Source organism: Roseibium sp. RKSG952 (assembly GCF_009711355.1).
The window spans coordinates 1-18,613 of sequence record NZ_SMMF01000956.1 but is presented as its reverse complement, the minus strand read 5'-3'; the positions used below and the strand labels follow the sequence as shown (position 1 = coordinate 18,613).

General features: G+C 56.9%; 19 protein-coding genes. 9 read left to right on the top strand and 10 right to left on the bottom strand.

Going from position 1 to position 18,613, the window contains the following annotated elements:
- From E1297_RS37540 to E1297_RS37515, 6 genes are all read right to left on the bottom strand, one after another.
- Positions 1 to 642: FAD-binding protein (locus E1297_RS37540; RefSeq protein WP_155147570.1), on the bottom strand; the 642-nt coding region annotated here is incomplete at its 3' end.
- A gap of 91 nt (positions 643 to 733) precedes the next feature.
- On the bottom strand, positions 734 to 1,255 hold the full coding sequence (locus E1297_RS37535) for a DUF2478 domain-containing protein (protein ID WP_155147289.1): 522 nt from the start codon (positions 1,253 to 1,255) through the stop codon (positions 734 to 736).
- Positions 1,256 to 1,327: 72 nt separating this feature from the next.
- Positions 1,328 to 1,993: an NnrU family protein gene (locus tag E1297_RS37530; protein ID WP_155147287.1), complete on the bottom strand. Its 666-nt coding sequence runs from the start codon at positions 1,991 to 1,993 to the stop codon at positions 1,328 to 1,330.
- A gap of 108 nt (positions 1,994 to 2,101) precedes the next feature.
- The gene (locus E1297_RS37525) at positions 2,102 to 4,168 is read right to left on the bottom strand and encodes a proline/glycine betaine ABC transporter permease (protein WP_155147285.1); all 2,067 of its coding nucleotides are present in this window, start codon (positions 4,166 to 4,168) and stop codon (positions 2,102 to 2,104) included.
- Positions 4,165 to 5,217 carry a glycine betaine/L-proline ABC transporter ATP-binding protein gene (locus tag E1297_RS37520; protein ID WP_368669808.1) on the bottom strand — a complete coding sequence of 351 codons (1,053 nt, stop codon included), beginning with the start codon at positions 5,215 to 5,217 and terminating at the stop codon, positions 4,165 to 4,167. The genes E1297_RS37525 and E1297_RS37520 overlap by 4 nt, the downstream gene beginning before the upstream one ends.
- 9 nt (positions 5,218 to 5,226) lie before the next feature.
- Positions 5,227 to 6,177, bottom strand: a complete 951-nt coding sequence (locus tag E1297_RS37515) for an ABC transporter substrate-binding protein (RefSeq protein ID WP_155147283.1) — start codon at positions 6,175 to 6,177, stop codon at positions 5,227 to 5,229.
- Between the two features lie 414 nt (positions 6,178 to 6,591).
- Between E1297_RS37515 and E1297_RS37510 the strand changes: the two genes are divergently transcribed.
- Positions 6,592 to 7,254: a DNA-3-methyladenine glycosylase I gene (locus tag E1297_RS37510; RefSeq protein ID WP_155147281.1), complete on the top strand. Its 663-nt coding sequence runs from the start codon at positions 6,592 to 6,594 to the stop codon at positions 7,252 to 7,254.
- Positions 7,255 to 7,296: 42 nt separating this feature from the next.
- Positions 7,297 to 7,983, top strand: a complete 687-nt coding sequence (locus E1297_RS37505; protein WP_155147279.1) for a hypothetical protein — start codon at positions 7,297 to 7,299, stop codon at positions 7,981 to 7,983.
- 12 nt (positions 7,984 to 7,995) lie between these two features.
- Here the strand turns inward: E1297_RS37505 and E1297_RS37500 are convergent, their stop codons facing one another.
- Positions 7,996 to 8,391, bottom strand: coding sequence for a cytochrome c (locus E1297_RS37500; RefSeq protein WP_155147277.1), 396 nt, complete (start codon positions 8,389 to 8,391; stop codon positions 7,996 to 7,998).
- A 97-nt stretch (positions 8,392 to 8,488) separates the two neighbouring features.
- Here E1297_RS37500 and E1297_RS37495 point away from each other — a divergent pair, with 97 nt between their 5' ends.
- Positions 8,489 to 8,926, top strand: a complete 438-nt coding sequence (locus tag E1297_RS37495; RefSeq protein WP_155147275.1) for a DMT family transporter — start codon at positions 8,489 to 8,491, stop codon at positions 8,924 to 8,926.
- On the opposite strand, the gene E1297_RS37490 is transcribed toward E1297_RS37495, so the two are convergent.
- Positions 8,910 to 9,596, bottom strand: coding sequence for an ABC transporter ATP-binding protein (locus E1297_RS37490; RefSeq protein ID WP_155147273.1), 687 nt, complete (start codon positions 9,594 to 9,596; stop codon positions 8,910 to 8,912). The genes E1297_RS37495 and E1297_RS37490 overlap by 17 nt on opposite strands.
- Positions 9,589 to 10,875, bottom strand: a complete 1,287-nt coding sequence (locus E1297_RS37485; protein ID WP_155147271.1) for a lipoprotein-releasing ABC transporter permease subunit — start codon at positions 10,873 to 10,875, stop codon at positions 9,589 to 9,591. Before E1297_RS37485 ends, E1297_RS37490 begins: the two co-directional genes overlap by 8 nt.
- A gap of 396 nt (positions 10,876 to 11,271) precedes the next feature.
- On the opposite strand from E1297_RS37485, the gene E1297_RS37480 reads away from it, so the two are divergent.
- Positions 11,272 to 11,631, top strand: a complete 360-nt coding sequence (locus E1297_RS37480) for a hypothetical protein (RefSeq protein WP_155147269.1) — start codon at positions 11,272 to 11,274, stop codon at positions 11,629 to 11,631.
- A 125-nt stretch (positions 11,632 to 11,756) separates the two neighbouring features.
- On the opposite strand, the gene proS is transcribed toward E1297_RS37480, so the two are convergent.
- Positions 11,757 to 13,097, bottom strand: coding sequence for a proline--tRNA ligase (gene proS, locus E1297_RS37475; RefSeq protein WP_155147267.1), 1,341 nt, complete (start codon positions 13,095 to 13,097; stop codon positions 11,757 to 11,759).
- A 168-nt stretch (positions 13,098 to 13,265) separates the two neighbouring features.
- Between proS and E1297_RS37470 the strand changes: the two genes are divergently transcribed.
- From E1297_RS37470 to E1297_RS37450, 5 genes are all read left to right on the top strand, one after another.
- Complete coding sequence (locus tag E1297_RS37470; protein WP_155147265.1) at positions 13,266 to 14,630, top strand: FAD-dependent oxidoreductase; 1,365 nt, start codon at positions 13,266 to 13,268, stop codon at positions 14,628 to 14,630.
- Positions 14,630 to 15,604 (top strand): isopenicillin N synthase family oxygenase, encoded by a 975-nt coding sequence (locus E1297_RS37465; protein WP_155147264.1) that lies wholly within the window; start codon positions 14,630 to 14,632, stop codon positions 15,602 to 15,604. The genes E1297_RS37470 and E1297_RS37465 overlap by 1 nt, the downstream gene beginning before the upstream one ends.
- Positions 15,605 to 15,693: 89 nt before the next feature.
- Positions 15,694 to 16,767 (top strand): AI-2E family transporter, encoded by a 1,074-nt coding sequence (locus tag E1297_RS37460; protein ID WP_155147262.1) that lies wholly within the window; start codon positions 15,694 to 15,696, stop codon positions 16,765 to 16,767.
- On the top strand, positions 16,768 to 17,457 hold the full coding sequence (locus E1297_RS37455) for a DnaA/Hda family protein (protein WP_155147260.1): 690 nt from the start codon (positions 16,768 to 16,770) through the stop codon (positions 17,455 to 17,457). It abuts the gene before it with no gap.
- A gap of 49 nt (positions 17,458 to 17,506) precedes the next feature.
- A partial coding sequence (locus E1297_RS37450; RefSeq protein ID WP_155147259.1) for a Ppx/GppA family phosphatase occupies positions 17,507 to 18,613 on the top strand: 1,107 nt, incomplete at its 3' end.

Here is an 18,613-nt window from a genome sequence, read left to right as displayed (position 1 = left end):
GCGAATTTCAACGGCCTTGCCTGTGAAGGGGATGTAGAAGAACTCGAAATTCCGGTTCCCGACCCAATTGTCGTGCATGGTATCCAGGCTGTCCTGTAAGGCAGACAGGCGTACCCGGCGATGGAGATTGTATTTTGGCACGACGTTGATCTGCGCCTCGGTCAGCACACCAAGCAGGCCAAGCGTGACCTGTGCCATTTCCAGCGGAATATCATCAGTGGACAGCATGTCGCCATTGGCTGCAACAAAGCGTGCGGCAGTGATTTCCGCCGCCAAGCACGGCAACTCACGTCCCGTTCCATGAGTTGCGGTTGAAACCGCACCCGCAAGTGATTGGGTGTTGATATCGCCAAGATTGCGAAAGGCGACCCCATGTTTGGCTAGAGCCGGTGAGAGATCACGCAGACGCGCATTGGCGTTGACCCATGCCTTGTCGCCATCGACCTGTAAAACAGTCGGGACGTCGAGATCCGAAAGATCAATGATCCGGTCAGCGCCGGATATGACCGGGGTAAAGGAATGCCCTGCCCCCACCGCGCGCATGGATTGAGGAGCAGCAACCGCCTGCTGCAATGCCGCGACCGATACCGGCCTTGCCGGCGTTATCTGTGCTGTTTCGTTTCCGGCCCAATTGCTCCACATGCTCGCTGTCCTCCCCAATTCCAAGGAGGATTGCAGCGGCGAGACCACGAAACAAGTCTGGTTTTCAGCGCATTACGCAGCGTGACTTGGGTTATTCAGCAGCCGGGCGCAGACCGGTGACACGGTCGAACCATGCCTCGATGCTGTCCAGGTCTGGATCCAAAGCCTGAGCCGCGTCATCGGTAAACAGCTGGAACTTGTCATGGTTCAGCCCGTTCACGCCAACCAGTACAGGAATATCCAGCGCCAGCGCTTCGCCGATCACAGGACGGAAACCGCGCCCGTCAGCTTCGTGCTTGCCGAATTTGTTGATGATCAGCAGTTGGGGGGCCTCAGCCAGTGACGCGGTGACATAGCCTACCGCTTGCTCAAGTGCTGCAGGGTCCAGTCTGCAGCCACGCGACATGGTACCCAGCGACTGGGAAATACGAATGGTCTCGCCATCCGGCAGAACCCGAAGATCCATGTCGCACTTGCTGTTGTCAGCGCATTCCGTATTCGTTTGCACCACACCGGACAGCTTTGCTCCACGGGCCAACAGGCGCTCGGCCACCGCACTCAGCAGGCGGTCGGTTGCACCCCGATCGGTGGTTGTGACATAGGCCAGATTCATTGAGAGACCCTCATAGTACCAGATGTGACGTTTCAGATAGCACGCATGACCGCTTGCGACCACTCCCCCGCGTTATGGCAACGGAGAAAGGCCGATCAAAGGTGCGTGCAGGTGGAGAAGGACCGCATAGGACACAATTGCCGTCAGCCAGACCCATGCGCGCGGCAAGGGCTTTGGTATACGGAGAGACAGACGTGCGGTGTTACGCGACAGGCGTTCCCAGTCTTGCCCCAACTGACGCTGTTTCCGTCGATCAATCAGGGCCATACCCATCCATGCAAATCCGGCAAATAGCCCGAACAGGATGACGTGGGACAGGCTGCCATTAGCCAGAATATGCGCGAACGCCCAAAGCATGAGCGCGACAAGGATCGGATGGCGCGTCGTGCGCAGGAGACCGGGGTTGTCCGGATCAAATGGCTTGCGTCCAAGCCCACCGAACGAAAACGGGTTCTGGATTACCAGACCTGCAACAGCCAACCAACACACCACCGGCATAACCAGCAAAGGAACCCAGCGAAAGACCGCAAGGGGCGGGATGACCTCGACATAGGGCGCCTGCGCCGCAGCTATGATCAACCATGTCAGCACAGCCAGAGAGAACGTAGAATAGGCCGCAAAATATCCGGTTCTGCCCAGTGTATCTATCAGACGCTCACGCACAGCAGGACGCGCAGGGATGACGTGGCTGAGCATAAAAACAAGAAGTGCTGCAAGGAATGAGCCCCAACCGGCCATGGTAATCTCCGAACTCTTTTCGCCCGAATTACAGCCTGCTGAACACGTCGTCTTTGTTCAAAGTCAAACTCGGGCAAAAGGGGCGGTCGCGCCGCCCCTGCCCTTTTTCTACAGCCCCAGAGCTTTGCGCCGTTCCTCGGCAAAGCCCTGCACCATACGGTCGGCGATCAAAGCAAGGATCGCCATCGCTGCACCAGCCGAAATGCCTAGCCCGACATCCGCCTGCCCCAGCGCCAGATAGATCGACTGGCCCAGACCGGTGGTGCCAATCAGCGCCGCGATTACCAGCATGGCGAAGGCGTAGAGGATAGTCTGGTTCAGTCCCAACAGGATTGTTGGCGCAGCATAAGGCGCGCGCACATCACGCAGGATTTGCCATTCGGTTGCACCGCTGGATATCGCTGCCTCCATCATCTCGTCCGGTGTGTTGACCAACCCATGCCGCGTGTAGCGGATCATGGGGACGATCGCATAGGCGCAGATAGCCAGAAACGCCGAGAATTCACCGATCTGGAATACCATGAGGACCGGGATCAGGAAGACGAACAGCGGAATGGTCTGCAACATGTCACAGATCGGGCGAACAATCTTCCAGACGGGGCTCCAGACTGCGCTGGCCAGACCGATCAGGCCGCCTACAACAGCACAAGAAAATACCGCTGCACCGCTAAGATAAAGTGACAGCAATGCCCTTTCCCACAGACCAGAAACCAAGATTGTGCAGAGCAGCCCCACTGACAGCGCGGCAAGACGCCAGCCACCGGCAACCCAGCCCAGCGCCGCCGCACCAGTTAGCACGAAGGGCCAGGGCAGGTTTGAGATGCCGGTTTCGAGGATGCCAATCAGAATGAGTACAACCAGCCCGCCAGTCAGGTGTCCGCGCCACGCCATAAGCAGCGCAATCACTGCACCGGCTGCGAACAGGCCATAGCTCATAGCAGGGGTCCACATGAAACCCCATGTGAAAGGCAAGACAGCCTGATCTAGGCCGATGCGCAAAGGCAGCAACACATAGAACATTGAGTTGTTCTTGAGGCTATCGAGCCAGGGACCGTTGTTCTGGGTAAAGGCCGTCAAGCCGCTGTCCACCGCTTCGGCCAACGGATCCAGCAGCGTCAGGTCGGACGGATTTGGCAGCCATGCCCAGAAGGCGACCGTAAACAGCACGGTGAACGCCAGCATTGCCCAGACAACGCGCCGGTCATAGCGCTTGCGCTCGGTCGCCAGCGTACCGCTCATCCGGTCGATCACAACGGCAAACACCACGATGACGAGGCCCGCCAGCAGTGACTCGCCAAACTGCGCCTTGCGCATGGTCAGCAGAACTTCCCAGCCGATATCATTGAACCCGCCAATGACCGCCGCAATGATAACCATCGACAATGCAGCCATAAGGCATTGGTTCACACCAACCATGATCTGCGTCGCGGCGGACGGGATTTCGACCTGAAACAACTGCTGCAGGCGCGAACCACCAGACATGATGGCGGCCTCTTTCACCTCGTGCTCGACCCGCTCGAGGCCCAGCATCACGTTCCGCGCCATCGGTGGTGCAGCATAGATCGCCGAAGCGATTAGACCGACCACTGGGCCAAAACCAAACAGCAGCAATAGCGGCGTCAGATAGGCAAAAGTTGGCACCGTCTGCATGATGTCGAGCACAGCCTGAACGATCGATTTTACCTTCGGCACCTCGTTCGCAAGGATACCGATTGCACCGCCCACGATCAGCGCCACGGGCACGGACACCGCAACCAGCGCGAGGGTATTCATGCTTTCTGGCCAATAGCCCGAAGCCAGAACAAAGCTCAGGCCCAGAAAACCCAGTGCAGCCATTGGTAGGCCGCCCAGATACCAACCCAGCGCTGTGACCAATCCGATCAGTATCGGCCACGGCGTGTTGCCAAGCACATAGTTCGCCGCATCCATTGGATAGGTCATGATGTCAGAAAACAACCGGGCAGCCGGTTTGATGCCGTTCAGGAACCAGGCAAGGAATGATCCCACCCATTCTGTTGCAGGTAATTCCCAAGCCGTGGGCCATTTGATCAACCACGGCATCACGGATTCAAGCGCAAGACAGATTGCACCAACAATCAGCGTGATCAGTGCAGCCTGCGCGCCTGCCGTCAGACGGGCCGAACCAGACGTGGGCACATCGGTAACCGCGCTCATGTCTCTTCTACCTGTAGGGCTGCAGCCAGATCCGATGGATGCACCGTGCCAACGATCTCACCCTTTTCATCACGTACCGGGACCGGTTCATATAGCTCCATGCAATGCGCAAGGGCTGCATCCAGTGTCATCGCGGTAGTGAGACCAGGATCATCAGGGCCACGCTCTGCATCGCCTTCGCGCATGACCGAAGCGACTTTGGCGTGCTGACCCTTGGCCACATCTTTCGAGAATTCACGCACATAATCGTCCACGGGCCGAAGAACGATGTCTGATGGCGTACCAATCTGGACAATCTTTCCATCGCGCATGATGGCAATGCGATCCGCAAGCTTCAGCGCTTCGGCGATATCGTGGGTGATAAAGACGATGGACTTCTTCAGTGTCGCCTGAATGCGCAGAAATTCATCCTGCAGCTGGCGGCGGATCAGTGGGTCAAGCGCTGAAAACGGCTCGTCCAGAAACCAGATATCGGGGTTTACTGCCAGTGAGCGCGCGATTCCCACACGCTGGCGCTGACCGCCGGAAAGCTGACGCGGGAAACTGTCTTCGCGCCCCTCAAGCCCAACAAGCGAGATCACTTCCTGCGCACGGGCACGGCGCTCCTTTCGGCCGACCCCCTGAACCTTGAGCGGATAGGCCACGTTCTCGGCAACGGTCATATGTGGAAACAGACCAAAATGCTGAAACACCATGCCCAGTTTTTTGCGGCGCAGTTCCGTCAGCTTTTTCTTGGATGCTCCGACGACGTTTTCGCCTTCGATCCGAATTTCACCGCCCGTACCGGGCAGCAATTGCGAAATGCAGCGGATCAACGTGGACTTGCCCGAGCCACTGAGGCCCATAATGACAAATAGCTCGCCATCGCGAACTTCGAAATTGGCATCCTGAACGGCCGGGATGAACCCCTGTTCGCGCAGCTCGGCTGCGGCTTTGTCTGCGTCGTTCCCTGACCGAGACAGCGCGTCGGTCAGGGCTTTGTCGGCGCCCGGGCCAAAGACCTGCCAGAGATTCTGGCAGGCAATGGCTGGCGTAGTCGTGTCAGTCACTTATGAGGCTCACTTGGTCGCCGCGTCGACAACGGGACGCCATTTGTCTTCGTTCTCGGCCATCCATGCGGCGACAACTTCTTCGACCTGACCGCCGTCAACGTCGATCGCGCCCATCATCGGCTGTTGGTCTTCGACCGCCAGTTGATAGTTGGACAGGATCTCATAGGCCGCCGGCCACTTGTCTTCCATGCCGCTCCAGCTGGCCTTGAAAATGCGCGAAGGCGAGAAGTCACAATCGTTCACAGCGTTCGGGTTCGGACCCCATGCCGGATCGTTGAAGCATGCTTCTTCACCTGCAGGCAGATCGACAAACTGAACATCATAGGCCGACATCGCCCAGTGCGGCTGCCAGAAGGTGATCAGCAGAGGCGACTTACGCTCGGTCGATGCGCGCAGTTCAGCGATCAGTGCACCTTCGGAACCTGCAGGAACCGCCTTGAACGGAAGCTCAAGACCAACCATGCGGTCCGCACCTGGAGTACCCCAGTCAGCCGGATAATCGACCAGACGTCCCGACGGCAGGGTTTCAGCAGTTGCAAACAGCTGCGCACACTCGTTCAGTGCCTCCCATGCTGGCAGTCCAGGGCACAATTCAGCCACATGCGCCGGATAGGCAATGCCCTCTTTCGCATCCAGACCCAGATCGCCGATTTCAACAACGGTGCCTTCATCGATCTTCTTGGCGTATTCATCGGAAACGTTGGAGGACCAGATTTCCAGCGTCGCGTCGATGTCACCATCCGCCAGTGCCTGGAACTGGTTCATCATTCCTGCAGTGACAAACTCAACATTGTAGCCAGCAGCCTTCAGCATTTCGCCTGCAACATGTGTCGTAACGTGCTGACCTGTCCATTCGTTGATGGCCAGTTTGATCGGCTCGTCCACTGCACCCATATCTGCCGCTTGCGCCGTACCCGCAACTGCAAGGGCCAAAAGGCTTACACTCAGTTTTTTCATGGAATTACTCCCTGTCTTCTTTGTTTTTGCCCACCCCGGCGAGTGTTTGCCCGCCGGCTGACTTGTCTGTCGACAATACCATGTCGCAACATGCACAAATTTGGCCGGAAAAGGAAAGTGAACAGTTTGCTACAGGGCGGAATTATCATCGCCCTTTCGTACCGTTATGCCCCACCAGCACTGCAACTCAATTGTCCAAGCGCGCGAATATCGGGTGATTTTCGGCTCAAGACATTGATTGACGAGTCAATCACAAACCCGAATCCCCTCGTTTGTCGAGCTTTTCTTTTATTTTTTCTCGAAAAATCAGGATGAAGGGTGCTGCAGGACGTCTGAGCAGTTAGCAGTGACCATAAATTAGTCTCTTGTAACTGCCGCTCAAATTGGCAGCATCTATGGCGGAGGACATGACCCATGCGCAACTTCGACGAAATCTTTGACATCGCGGCAGAGCGCCATGGCGGGCCTGATGCATTGGAGGAAAAGCTGGGCAAACCCAAAAACCCGGCAGAGCTTGCAGACATGCCCGAGGACCGCTGGCTTTCGATCATTACGAAATGTGTGTTTCAGGCCGGTTTCAACTGGAAAGTCATCGAAGCCAAGTGGGATGGGATTGAGACCGCTTTCGATGGATTCGATGTCGGGCGATGTGCGTTCATGGATGATGAGAAATTCGATTCCTTGCTGCAGGACACCCGCATCGTGCGAAACGGTACCAAGATCGCCACAGTTCGGGACAATGCGGTTTTCCTGCTGGAATTGCGCGAAGAAGGCGGTGCCGGGCAAGTGTTGGGAGGCTGGCCGTCAACCGACTATGTCGGGTTGTTGGCGATGCTGGCCAAACGCGGTTCCCGATTGGGGGGCGCCTCGGCCCAATACGCCATGCGATTTGCCGGGCGTGACAGCTTTATCCTGTCGCAGGACGTGACCGCGCGCCTAATTGCAGAAGGTGTCGTCGACAAGGCGCCGACTTCAAAGAAAGCCATGGCAGCGGTACAGCAAGCTTTCAATATCTGGATGGATCAGTCGAACCGGTCGCTGACGGAAATCAGCCGGGTTCTGGCGATGAGCCTGTGAAAAGCACTTGCAGCGACGGCAAGGCGCATTAGGCTTTTAATTATGCGTCGTTTCTTGCTGTTTTTTACCATCGTTATGTTCGCGTCCTGTGGCCGTCCACTGACGCAGCAGGAACGGGATTTTGCACAGAATATTCACGGCGACACCCTGAATCTGAACCGGGTCCGCCTTGTCGAAGGTGCCCCTGTCACCGAGATTACCTATGAGCGCAAGGCGCGACCGCGTCTGGCCTGCCGCGAGCGTATTCTGCCGCCTGTCAAAGAGGGCATTGTCAGCGGCAAACCGGCGGCTGTTGCGTTGTTCAACCATGTCTATTTTACCAAGGACTGGTATCTGGACGACTACATGTCCAAATATCCCGAACGCATGAATCTGGTCGCGGCCATGTTGCTGGCACACGAACTGACCCATGTCTGGCAATGGCAGAACCGCAAGACCACCGGGTATCATCCGTTGCGCGCGGCGGCCGAACATGGCGGGCGCAAAGACCCCTATCTGTTTGACCTCGACACCTCGCCTGATTTTCTGGCCTACGGTTACGAACAACAGGGCGCCATCGTCGAGGAGTATGTCTGCTGCCGTGCATTGGATCCCGACGCCCCCAGAACGAAACGCCTGCATGAAATGCTCGACAAACACTTTGATCTCTCAACATTGCCCGGAGCCAAACGCGAGCGCGATGTTGTGATCCCGTGGAGCGGCGCCAAGATCGAAGGCATTTGCAGATAGGTTTTAGCCTGCCTAGAGAGTTTTCAGATAGGCCACCAGATCAGCGATGGGCTTGCTGGTCAGCACAGGTTGACCTGTCGGCGCTTTGATCGCTGTGTCATTGCCTTCAAAGAAGGGTCCATAGACAGGCATTGGGCTGCCATGGCTGACCAACGGGTCCCGGCCGTCGATGCGTTCGACAACTCGGATGGTCGGGAAAGCACCGCTTTGGTCAACCAGCTCCGTCAGATTGGTTGGTTGAATAATCAGGACACCCGCCATCGGACCATGCCCGGTCGCATCGATACCGTGGCAGGTGGCGCAGTAATGCTGGTATAGTTCTGCTCCGGCATCCGCATCCTGCGCTAAGGCCGCATAGGACGGCAGGATCAACGCAGTGGTGAGAGCGGTAAGTATCGATCGGATCATCGCATTCCTCCATTCAATCACGCAATTGCAGGGTTGCCCGACAAGGGTTCAGCCGCAATGATCCAGATCAACGAGATTGGCACAGAGGTTCCGAGCAATGACACAATATGCAGCCATCATGCTGGCCGCCGGGATTGGCGTGCCGATCCTTGCGGCGTTGAACGCAGCCCTGGGAAAACTGATCGGATCCCCAACAACAGCTGCGGTGATCCTCTTTGCAGTCGCATTTGGTGCGTCAGCTCTGGTGATGCTGCTTTTTCCGGGGGTCGAGGCAATCTCGAAGGTCGCGCAGGCCCCAAAGCACCTGTTTCTTGGCGGCGTTCTCATCGCTTTTTACGTTCTGACGATCACCCATGTGGCCCCGCATTTCGGGGTCGGAAACGCAGTGTTTTTTGTTCTGCTTGGGCAACTGATCAGCACCGCCGCGATCGATCATTTCGGCCTGTTCGGGGCTCAGGTCACGCCGCTGACCATGATGCGCGCAGGCGGCATCGCGGTCATGGCAATTGGCGTGGCCATCACTCAACTGGCTTGAGAACGCCCGCCTCAAGCCGCACCATCCGATCCATACGCGCAGCCAGATCAAGGTTGTGCGTGGCGATCAATGCCGACAATCCGGCCTCGCGCACCAAAGACATGAGCGCTGCAAAGACCTGATCCGAAGTGTCCGGGTCCAGATTTCCGGTGGGTTCATCAGCAAGCAACACACGTGGATCATTCGCCAGTGCGCGGCAGAACGCTACGCGCTGCTGTTCTCCCCCGGACAGAGCCGCGGGTCGGTGATCTGCGCGGGCTGCGACGCCCACGCGATCCAGCAGGGACATGGCCCTGTCGCGCGCGGCTTTCTCAGACACGCCATTGGCCAGTTGCGGCAGCGTGATGTTTTCGAGCGCCGTGAACTCTGGCAGCAGATGGTGGAATTGATAGACAAAGCCCACGTCCTGTCGACGCAGTGCTGTGCGTGTCCGGTCGCCTCTGCCCGCCACGTTCTGACCAGCAATCTCAACCGAGCCATCGTCCGGCGCATCTAGCAATCCCGCGATATGCAGCAAGGTCGATTTACCTGCCCCCGATGGGGCAACCAACGCTACTGCCTCACCCGCCCGCAGTTCCAGATCGACACCGCGTAGCACCTGTACCTCTCCCGGCGTGCCTTTCAGATAGGTCTTGGTCAGGCCGTCCAGCCGCAATGTCACATCATTCATAGCGAAGCGCCTCAACCGGGTTCAGCCGTGCCGCACGACGGGCTGGAAAGTAAGTAACAAAGAAAGATAGCCCCAGCGACAGTCCGACGGCTTTGAGCACATCAGACAGATGCAACTCTGCCGGCAGCGCATAGATCCCTCGAATAGCGGGATCCCAGACACCACCACCCATGACAAAGTTCACGAAGGAAAAGATCGGATCGATATAGAGCGCAAACAGGCATCCCAAAATCACACCCATCGCCGTACCGATAATGCCGGTGAACGCGCCGCAGATGAAAAAGACCCGCAGCACCGAACCTTCGCTCAGGCCAATTGTGCGCAGGATACCGATGTCACGCCCTTTGTTTTTGACCAGCATGATCAGGCCGGACACGATGTTCATTGCTGCGATCAGAACGAGGATCGACAGGATGATGAACATCACATTGTCTTCGACCTCAAGCGCCCGAAGAAATCCACCCGAAGAATCTTTCCACGTCCAGACCTGGGTCCGCTCACCGGCAGCCTCGAGAATGGGAAACAGCAGAGGATCGAGGTTTTCGGGATTGTCGACCATGATTTCGATTTCATCCGCGACGCCCTCACGGTTGAAGAAGCTCTGTGCTTCGGTGAAGGGCATGTAAACGCGGGTGCGGTCGATGTCATAACGCCCGGCAGAGAACACATAGACGACTTCGTAGGCATTCACCCGAGGCGAGGTGCCGAATGCGGTCTTAACTCCATTTGGTGAAGTCACTCTGACCGTATCACCAACCGTTGCGCCGATGGCACGGGCCACGCCCGAGCCGATTGCGATCCCTTCGTCAAACCGGGACAGATCGCCATAGGCCTGTTTGCTTTCCGCAATACCGGGCAGACTGTACAGATCGCCGGGGCGGATACCGTAGACTTCAACGCCCGTGCTGCGGTCGCGATTGGTAAGCAGAACCTGCCCTTTCACCAACGGAGCAGCGCGTTGCACACCGGGAACCTGTGCAATACGGTCCGCCATGGCATCGAAGTCAGCAATCTTTCGATCTATACGACCCTGTGCATCGACCTCGCCTGCTGAATAGACCGTGACATGAGCGTTGGCCCCCAGGATGGTGCCCACAAATTCGGACCGGAAACCTGAACGCACCGCCAAAGTGGCGATCAATGCGAAAACGGCCAGCGTAATTCCGATCAGCGAAATCCATGTCATTACGCTGACGCCACCTTCGGCGCGCCGAGCGCGCAGATAGCGCCATGCAATCTTCCATTCGAAAGGGGCAAAGGGCGGGGGTGTCTTGGCCATTCCTGCTCCGGCAATGTTTTGCGGGGACATTTTCGGCATTTCACCCAATGGTCAACCCGGTTCTGCGAACTCTCCTTCTGACGCAACCCGAACAAGCTGTCAAAACGGCAAGCCCTTGCGCAAATCTGCCCTCGCTATCCGAATCAATGAATGTAGGTCCCGGATCGGGTTTCGGTTCAGGGGAGTGTCGATGATCGAAGCTACACCAGAAGTTGTGAAGTCAATCACAGACAAGACGGCATTGTTTCAGGTATGAAGTCAATGTGAGCTTTTGGTGAAAAACTGAACTCAATTTACAACATTTATTAAGCAATTTTATTTCGTGCTTTGCTTATTTTATGAAACTTTGTCACCCTAGCTATGGGGGAACACATTTTTAAAGAGCGGGGGTCGCTCATGGGTATTGTAAGGGAATTGGAAGGGGTTGGTCCGATCAGGACCACAAATGCATCTCAGGATTTGGACTGTGAAACGGCGGCTTTGCTGCGTGCAGCGATGCGACCGTTATTCAGCAACGCCGCAAGTTGGGAGGGTCTGGCCGACATCCTGAAGGAGAAGGGCTATCGTCTGGCTTTTCAGAATGGTCGGCTTTGCATAACGGACCGCACCACGGGTGAGCGGGTCTGTGGCATCAGGTTTCTTGGATTTGAGCTCGACGATCTGGTTGAACGAATGGGACGCCCCATTGTCGTCGCCAGAGGAGGTCAGGCCGATGGCGATCTGCTGTTGACCCGGCCAGTGGCGGGTTCGGCCTAGCATCGGCTGTAACGCCAGCCTGCGCCCAGCATAGCAGCTTGGCTTTAACGTTTCGCCGCGCCATTCATATGATGACGCGGCGAAAAAACATCCAGACTTTTGAATGATCAACAGAGAACGCCAGATCAGGCGATGTTTTCGTAAATCTCTGCGATTTTTGTAACGGCCTCTTCCGGGCTCAGCTCTTCGCTTTCTCCGGTCCGACGGCTGGTCAGCTCTACCACACCGTTCTTCAGACCACGCGGGCCCACGGTGATGCGCCACGGCAGACCGATCAGGTCCATTGTAGCGAACTTGCCACCTGCCCGTTCGTTGCGGTCATCATACAGCGGCTCGAGCCCCAGCGCCGTCAGCGCCTTATAGATCTTTTCACATGCCGCATCCGCTTCTTCGTCACCCTGCTTGAGGTTTACGATACCGCAGTGGAACGGCGTGACGCCTTCGGGCCAGATGATGCCCTTGTCGTCATGGCTCGCCTCGATGATCGCACCAATCAGGCGGCTGACACCGATACCGTGGCTGCCCATGTGGACCGGAACCGGCTTGCCATCAGGTCCCTGAACGGTTGCGCCCAGAGGTTCGGAGTATTTGGTGCCGAAATAGAAGATCTGGCCAACTTCGATCCCGCGCGCCACGCGGCGACGGTCTTCGGGGACCTTGTTGAACAGTGCCTCGTCATGGGTTTCATCCGTACGGGCATACTTTGAGGTGAACTCTTCGAGGATCGCCTGACACTGTTCACGATTGTCATAATCGATCTCACGGTCTCCAAAGGTCAGGTCGGTGACGGCGCTGTCATAGAAAACCTCGGACTCGCCGGTATCAGCCAACACTAGGAATTCGTGTGTATCATCGCCACCGATGGGGCCGGAGTCAGCGCGCATCGGGATTGCCTGCAGGCCCATACGCTCATAGGTGCGCAGGTAGCTGACGAGGTGGCGGTTATAGGCGTGCAGCGCGTCTTCTTTGGTCAGGTCGAAATTGTATCCGTCCTTCATATAGAATTCGCGACCGCGCATGACGCCGAAACGCGGACGGATCTCGTCGCGGAATTTCCACTGGATCTGGTAGAGCGTCAGCGGCAGATCTTTGTAGCTGTTGACGTGACCGCGGAAGATGTCAGTCACCAGTTCTTCGGCCGTAGGTGTAAACAGCATATCGCGATCGTGGCGATCCTTCATGCGCAGCATTTCCTGACCGTAGTCGTCGTAACGACCGGACTCGCGCCAAAGGTCTGCGGACTGAATGATCGGCATCTGAATTGCGATGTGACCTGCCCGCGCCTGCTCTTCGTGGATGATGTTTTCCAGCTTACGCAGTACTTTGAAGCCCAGTGGCAACCAGGAATAGATGCCAGCAGCGGCTTGCTTGATCATCCCGGCCCGCAGCATCAGCCGGTGGCTGACGATCTGGGCCTCGGAGGGGTTTTCCTTGAGAACGGGCAGAAAATAACGGCTGAGGCGCATTGTTTGACCTTCAAAGGTGAGAATTCGACTTCAAAGCTGCTTATGCCAAAGCCCTGCCGGGGGCAATCATGCAATGGTGTTTTTGCGACCTCAGGTCAGTCGGATTTTTGATTGACCCGCCAGTCAGGCACCCCGATGGTGGCGCAAACATGAATTTGCGAGGCGTAAATGCAAACAATTACAGAACCAGCACGCGAGGTTCCGGTCGTCCATAAGACAGATGTGCTGGTGGTAGGCTCAGGCCCTGCCGGATTGGCGGCTGCGCTGGCGGCTGCACGAGCTGGGGCCGAAGTCTCGCTGATGGATCGGTTCGGCTGCATGGGTGGAAATATCACTGCCGTCGGGGTCGAAGGCTTTGCATGGTATCGGCATGAGCAGACTGTCGAAGCAGGCGGCATCGGGATGGAATTCGAGACCCGCGCCAAAGAGATGGGCGCGGCGGTACCGGAAAGCCAGTCACTAAGTTACGAGCTGGACAGCGAAGGCTTTAAGCTGGTGGCCGACAAGCTGGTTGAAGAAGCTGGCGTGCATCCGATGCTGCATCGCCAGTTCGTCGCTCCGATCATGGATGGGGATCGGATCACCGGCGTCATCACTGAATCCAAGGCCGGACGCGAGGCGATTCTGGCTCGGGTGGTGATCGACGCCACCGGGGATGCAGATGTAGCGCACCGTGCTGGCGCACCGACCCATAAAACACCACGAGAAGACATGATGGCAGCCTCGGTCATGTTCCATCTGGCCGGTGTGGACAAACGCGCCTTCATGGAAGGCGTCAAGGCCGATCCGCAGACCTACAAGGACTGGGGCGGTGGTGGCGAATGGAACATCGAAACCTCGGGCAAGGAGGACGACATGTTCTCGCCCTTCGTGCACAAGCCATTCCAGCAGGCAATCGATCAGGGTTTGATCCCGCCGCATTTGAACACGATCGCGGGGACATGGGGCGCCATGCATGACACGGGTGAGCTGACCTATATGAACCTCATCCATCTGGCCGAGATCGACGGCACCGATCCTGATAGCCTGACAAAGGGTGAAATCGAAGGGCGGCGGCAATCGATGCTGGCCATCGAAGCTCTGCGTCGGTTCATGCCCGGTTGCGAAAATGCACGCCTGCGGAATTTTGGAATGACCATCGGCATCCGCGACACCCGCAAAATCGATGCTGTCTACAACATGACGGAAAACGATGCGCGACATCAGGGCCGTTTCGAAGACACGATCGGTATCTACCCGGAATTCATCGACGGCTACGGTATCCTGATCCTGCCCACAACAGGACGATATATGCAGGTGCCTTATCGTTCGATGTTGCCAAAAGGGATCAAAGGTCTGCTGGTGGCCGGACGTTCACACGGCGCAGACCGCGTAGCACACGCTGCCACCCGCAATATGGCATGTTGTGCGGTCATGGGTCAGGGCGCGGGTATTGCAGCTGCACTTGCCCTGAAAAGCAATCAGGACCTGCACAGTATGAATCTGGCGCCGGTACACTCCGAACTTGAACGACAGGGTGTAAGGATAAGCTAATGGATCATATTCCAACGATCGACATCTCTCCGCTGACCGATCGCGCGCACCCGACGTACGACGCAACCGCGCAGCAAATCGTCGAGGCCTGCACCGGGATCGGCTTCCTTTCGATCACCGGCACAGGCATCTCTCAGGACACCGTTGATCAGGTCCGGTCGAGCGTCCGTGCAATTTTTGACATCGAAGAAAGCAGTAAATGGGATCAGGCAATCACCCGCGAAAACTACCGCGGCTATATTCCCATGGGTTTCTTCACGCCCAATGATGGCTCAGGCAAGGCAGACAAATATGAAGGCTACAAACTTCATTACGAAGTTTCCGAAGATGCACAGGTTCGCAAAGACTGCGCCTTGTATGCTCCGAACCTATGGCCGAAAGAAGTGTCCGGCGCACGGGACATAATTCTCGGCTATTGGGCCCAGCTGGACCGAGTCGCGGATATGCTGCTTGGCGCACTTGAAGTTGGACTTGATCTTGAATCAGATGTTTTGCGCGATGCCTTCCGTGAGCCGATGACCAATATGACCCTGTTGCACTATCCGCCGCAGGCGCCGGATGAGGGTGGCTATGGCATCCACCCCCACAAGGATACAGACGCACTGACCATCATTGCCCCAGATCCCGTTGGTGGCCTTGAGGTTCAGACCCGGGACGGAGGCTGGATTACTCCGGATTGTCCACCCGGCGGGTTCGTTGTGAATATCGGTGACATGTTGGAGCTATGGTCCGGTGGGCGGCTGAAATCGACACCGCATCGTGTGGTCAATCGTTCTGGCAAGGAACGTTACTCATTCCCTTACTTTGCTGTCCCTCGGCATGATGTGGTTGTTGAACCCTTGCTGTCGCCCCTGCCCGGATTTGACCGGCCAGCCGTTCATTGCGGTCACTGGTCGGCAGAAGTCTGGCGTACCAACTGGCCTGACGAAACGGCGACCGACGACACGCCCGAACTGGGAACACTGCACGACTGACCAACAAATCCTTTGGCCCATGAAGCGCTTGCATCACGCGGCAGCATGGGCCAAGAACACTGGCAAGAGCTGCAACAAGGGACTGCGCGATGGCTTTGCCGGTAAAAGATCAGCTCAGATATTGGGGCCTTGCAACCGCAATTTTCGTCCTGATTCTGTGGCTGCTAGGGGATGTGCTTCTTCCTTTCGTGATCGGGGGCGCAGTTGCCTATTTCCTCGACCCGGTTGCAGACCGCCTTGAAAAACTGGGTCTTTCAAGGGTCGGTGCGACAGCTATCATTACCGTTTTTGGCGTGTTTCTGTTCGTCCTGATGATCTTGCTGGTTGTACCGGCACTGGTTACACAGCTGATCGATCTGATCGACGTTTTACCCAGCCTGTTCAAAGAGCTGCGCGCCTTTATTGAACGACAATTCCCAGCAATTCTGGATGCTGAATCCAGCACGCATCAGTTTCTCGTCTCGTTGGGCGACACGTTAAAATCCAAGTCTGGAGATGTGCTGCAAACGGTAGTGACATCCCTTGGGTCAGCCATCAACGTGGTGGTTCTTGTTGTGATCGTTCCCGTTGTTTCAGTCTATCTGCTACTGGACTGGGATCGGATGACCGCACGTATCGACGAACTTCTGCCCCGCGACCACGCCCCGACCATTCGCAAACTTGCGCATGATGTCGACAAGGTCCTTGCCTCGTTCGTGCGCGGCATGGGCACCGTCTGTCTGATCCTCGGCACCTATTATGCCGTCGCACTTATGGCTGTAGGTCTGCAATTCGGTCTGGTGGTCGGGTTCATCGCCGGACTGGTGACCTTCATCCCTTACCTGGGCGCGTTGATCGGCGGCACCCTGGCGATTGGCCTGGCCTTATTCCAGTTCTGGGGTGACTGGGCCTCAATTGGTCTGGTGGCGGGTATCTTCATCCTGGGTCAGGTCACCGAAGGCAATTTCCTGACCCCGAAACTGGTTGGCAGTTCCGTCGGCTTACACCCCGTATGGCTGTTGCTGGCATTGTCCGTTTTTGGGGCCCTGTTCGGCTTTGTGGGAATGCTGGTCGCGGTCCCCGTCGCCGCCGCGCTGGGTGTTTTCGCGCGCTTTGCCACATCACAATATCTGTCCAGCCGCCTCTATACCGGGCTTGAAGGGCTGAATCAGGAAAACGACTGAATGGCCAGACAACTGAGCTTTGATCTTCCAGCCAAGACCGCGCTGGGGCGAGAAGATTTTTTTGTATCCCCGGCGAATGCTCTGGCCGTCGCAATGATGTCCGCCAATTCCTGGCCCGGGAACAAACTGGTGCTCAGCGGACCTGCGGGGGCGGGCAAAACCCATCTGGCCCATGTATGGGCAGCGGAAACAGGCGGGCGTATCATTCAAGCTGCGGCCCTGCGCTATGACGATGTCCCCGAACTGTCCAGATCACCCGTCGCTGTCGAAGACGTTCCAATGATCGCAGGTGATCTGGAGCAGCAAAAAACGTTGTTCCATCTGCACAACCTCGCACTCGCCGAGGGACAGACTTTGCTGATGACCGGGAGGTTAGCCCCCAAATTCTGGCAATTGCCATTGGCAGATCTGCAGAGCCGCGTAGAAGGGGCACATCACGTGGCACTCGACCCGCCTGACGATGCGTTGCTGGGCGCTGTTCTCGCGAAGTTGTTCGTGGACCGACAATTGAACCCCGGCCCCGAAGTGATCGCCTATCTGGTCAAACACATGGACCGGCGTTTTGAAACAGCTGCGGAAGTTGTTGAACAGTTGGATCAGGTCGCCTTGTCCGAAAAGCGAGAGATTACGCGTGCTTTAGCAGTTCGCGTACTGAACAAAAGCATAGACGATTCCGAAACCGGCAATTGACCCATCACTGGTGATTTCGCATCCTGCCTTTGGAAGTATTGGACAGAACATGGAACAGACCGTCGATTCCAATATCCCGGACTGGGGGCCATTCGGAAAGCCGCTGTTTGACGATCCCGAAGCAAGGGCATTGTCTCGTGTGGGTGTGGTAGACGTCGGGTCAAACTCGGTCCGAATGGTAATTTTTGACGGGGCCGCGCGATCACCGGCTTATTTTTATAACGAAAAGGTCATGTGCGAGCTGGGCGCAGGTCTTTCGGAAACCGGCCGCCTGAACCCGCGTGGCCGCGACCGTGCATTGAAGGCGCTGCGACGGTTTCAATATCTTGCCGATGATCTCGGTCTGCCTGGTCTGCACGTCGTTGCGACCGCTGCGGTGCGAGAAGCCGAAGACGGCCCGGATTTCTGCGCAGAAGTCAAAGCCGAGACTGGTCTAACCATATCTGTAATCAATGGAGCGGAAGAGGCGCGACTGTCTGCACAAGGCGTACTACTGGGGTGGCCCGGAGCCTATGGTCTGATTTGCGATATTGGCGGTTCTTCGATGGAGCTGGCCGAGATCGGTGAGGGTGAGGTTGGCTTGCGCGTCACGTCATCACTTGGCCCGCTAAAACTACGCGACATCAAGGGCGGACGCAGGGCCAGAAAGGCCCATATCAAGCAAACCATGGAAGAGTTGCGCGACCGCTTGGGACCACAGCGGGATCGTTTGTTTCTGGTCGGTGGCAGTTGGCGTGCCTTTGCCCGGTTGGACATGTTGCGTCGCGGATATCCCCTGAACGTGCTGCACGAATATCGCATGACCACCAAGCAGGTGCGTGAGACGATCAAGTTTATTGAAAAGAATGACCCGGACAAGCTGCGCAGCCAGGCTGGCGTATCCAATTCGCGCATGTCGCTGATCCCGTATGCCATGGATGTTCTGGCCCGGCTGATCCGCACGTTCAAACCCAAGGATATCGCGATTTCAAGCTACGGCATCCGCGAGGGATTGCTTTACGAACAGATGCCGCAAGCTCTGCGTGACCGGGATCCGCTGATCGAGGCGAGCCGCTTTTCTGAAGCCAAAGACGCGCGCCTGCCGGGTTTTGGTCGGCATTTGTACGATTTCGTGATGCCCCTATTCCGCTCAGCGCCCCCCGCTCGGGTTCGGTTG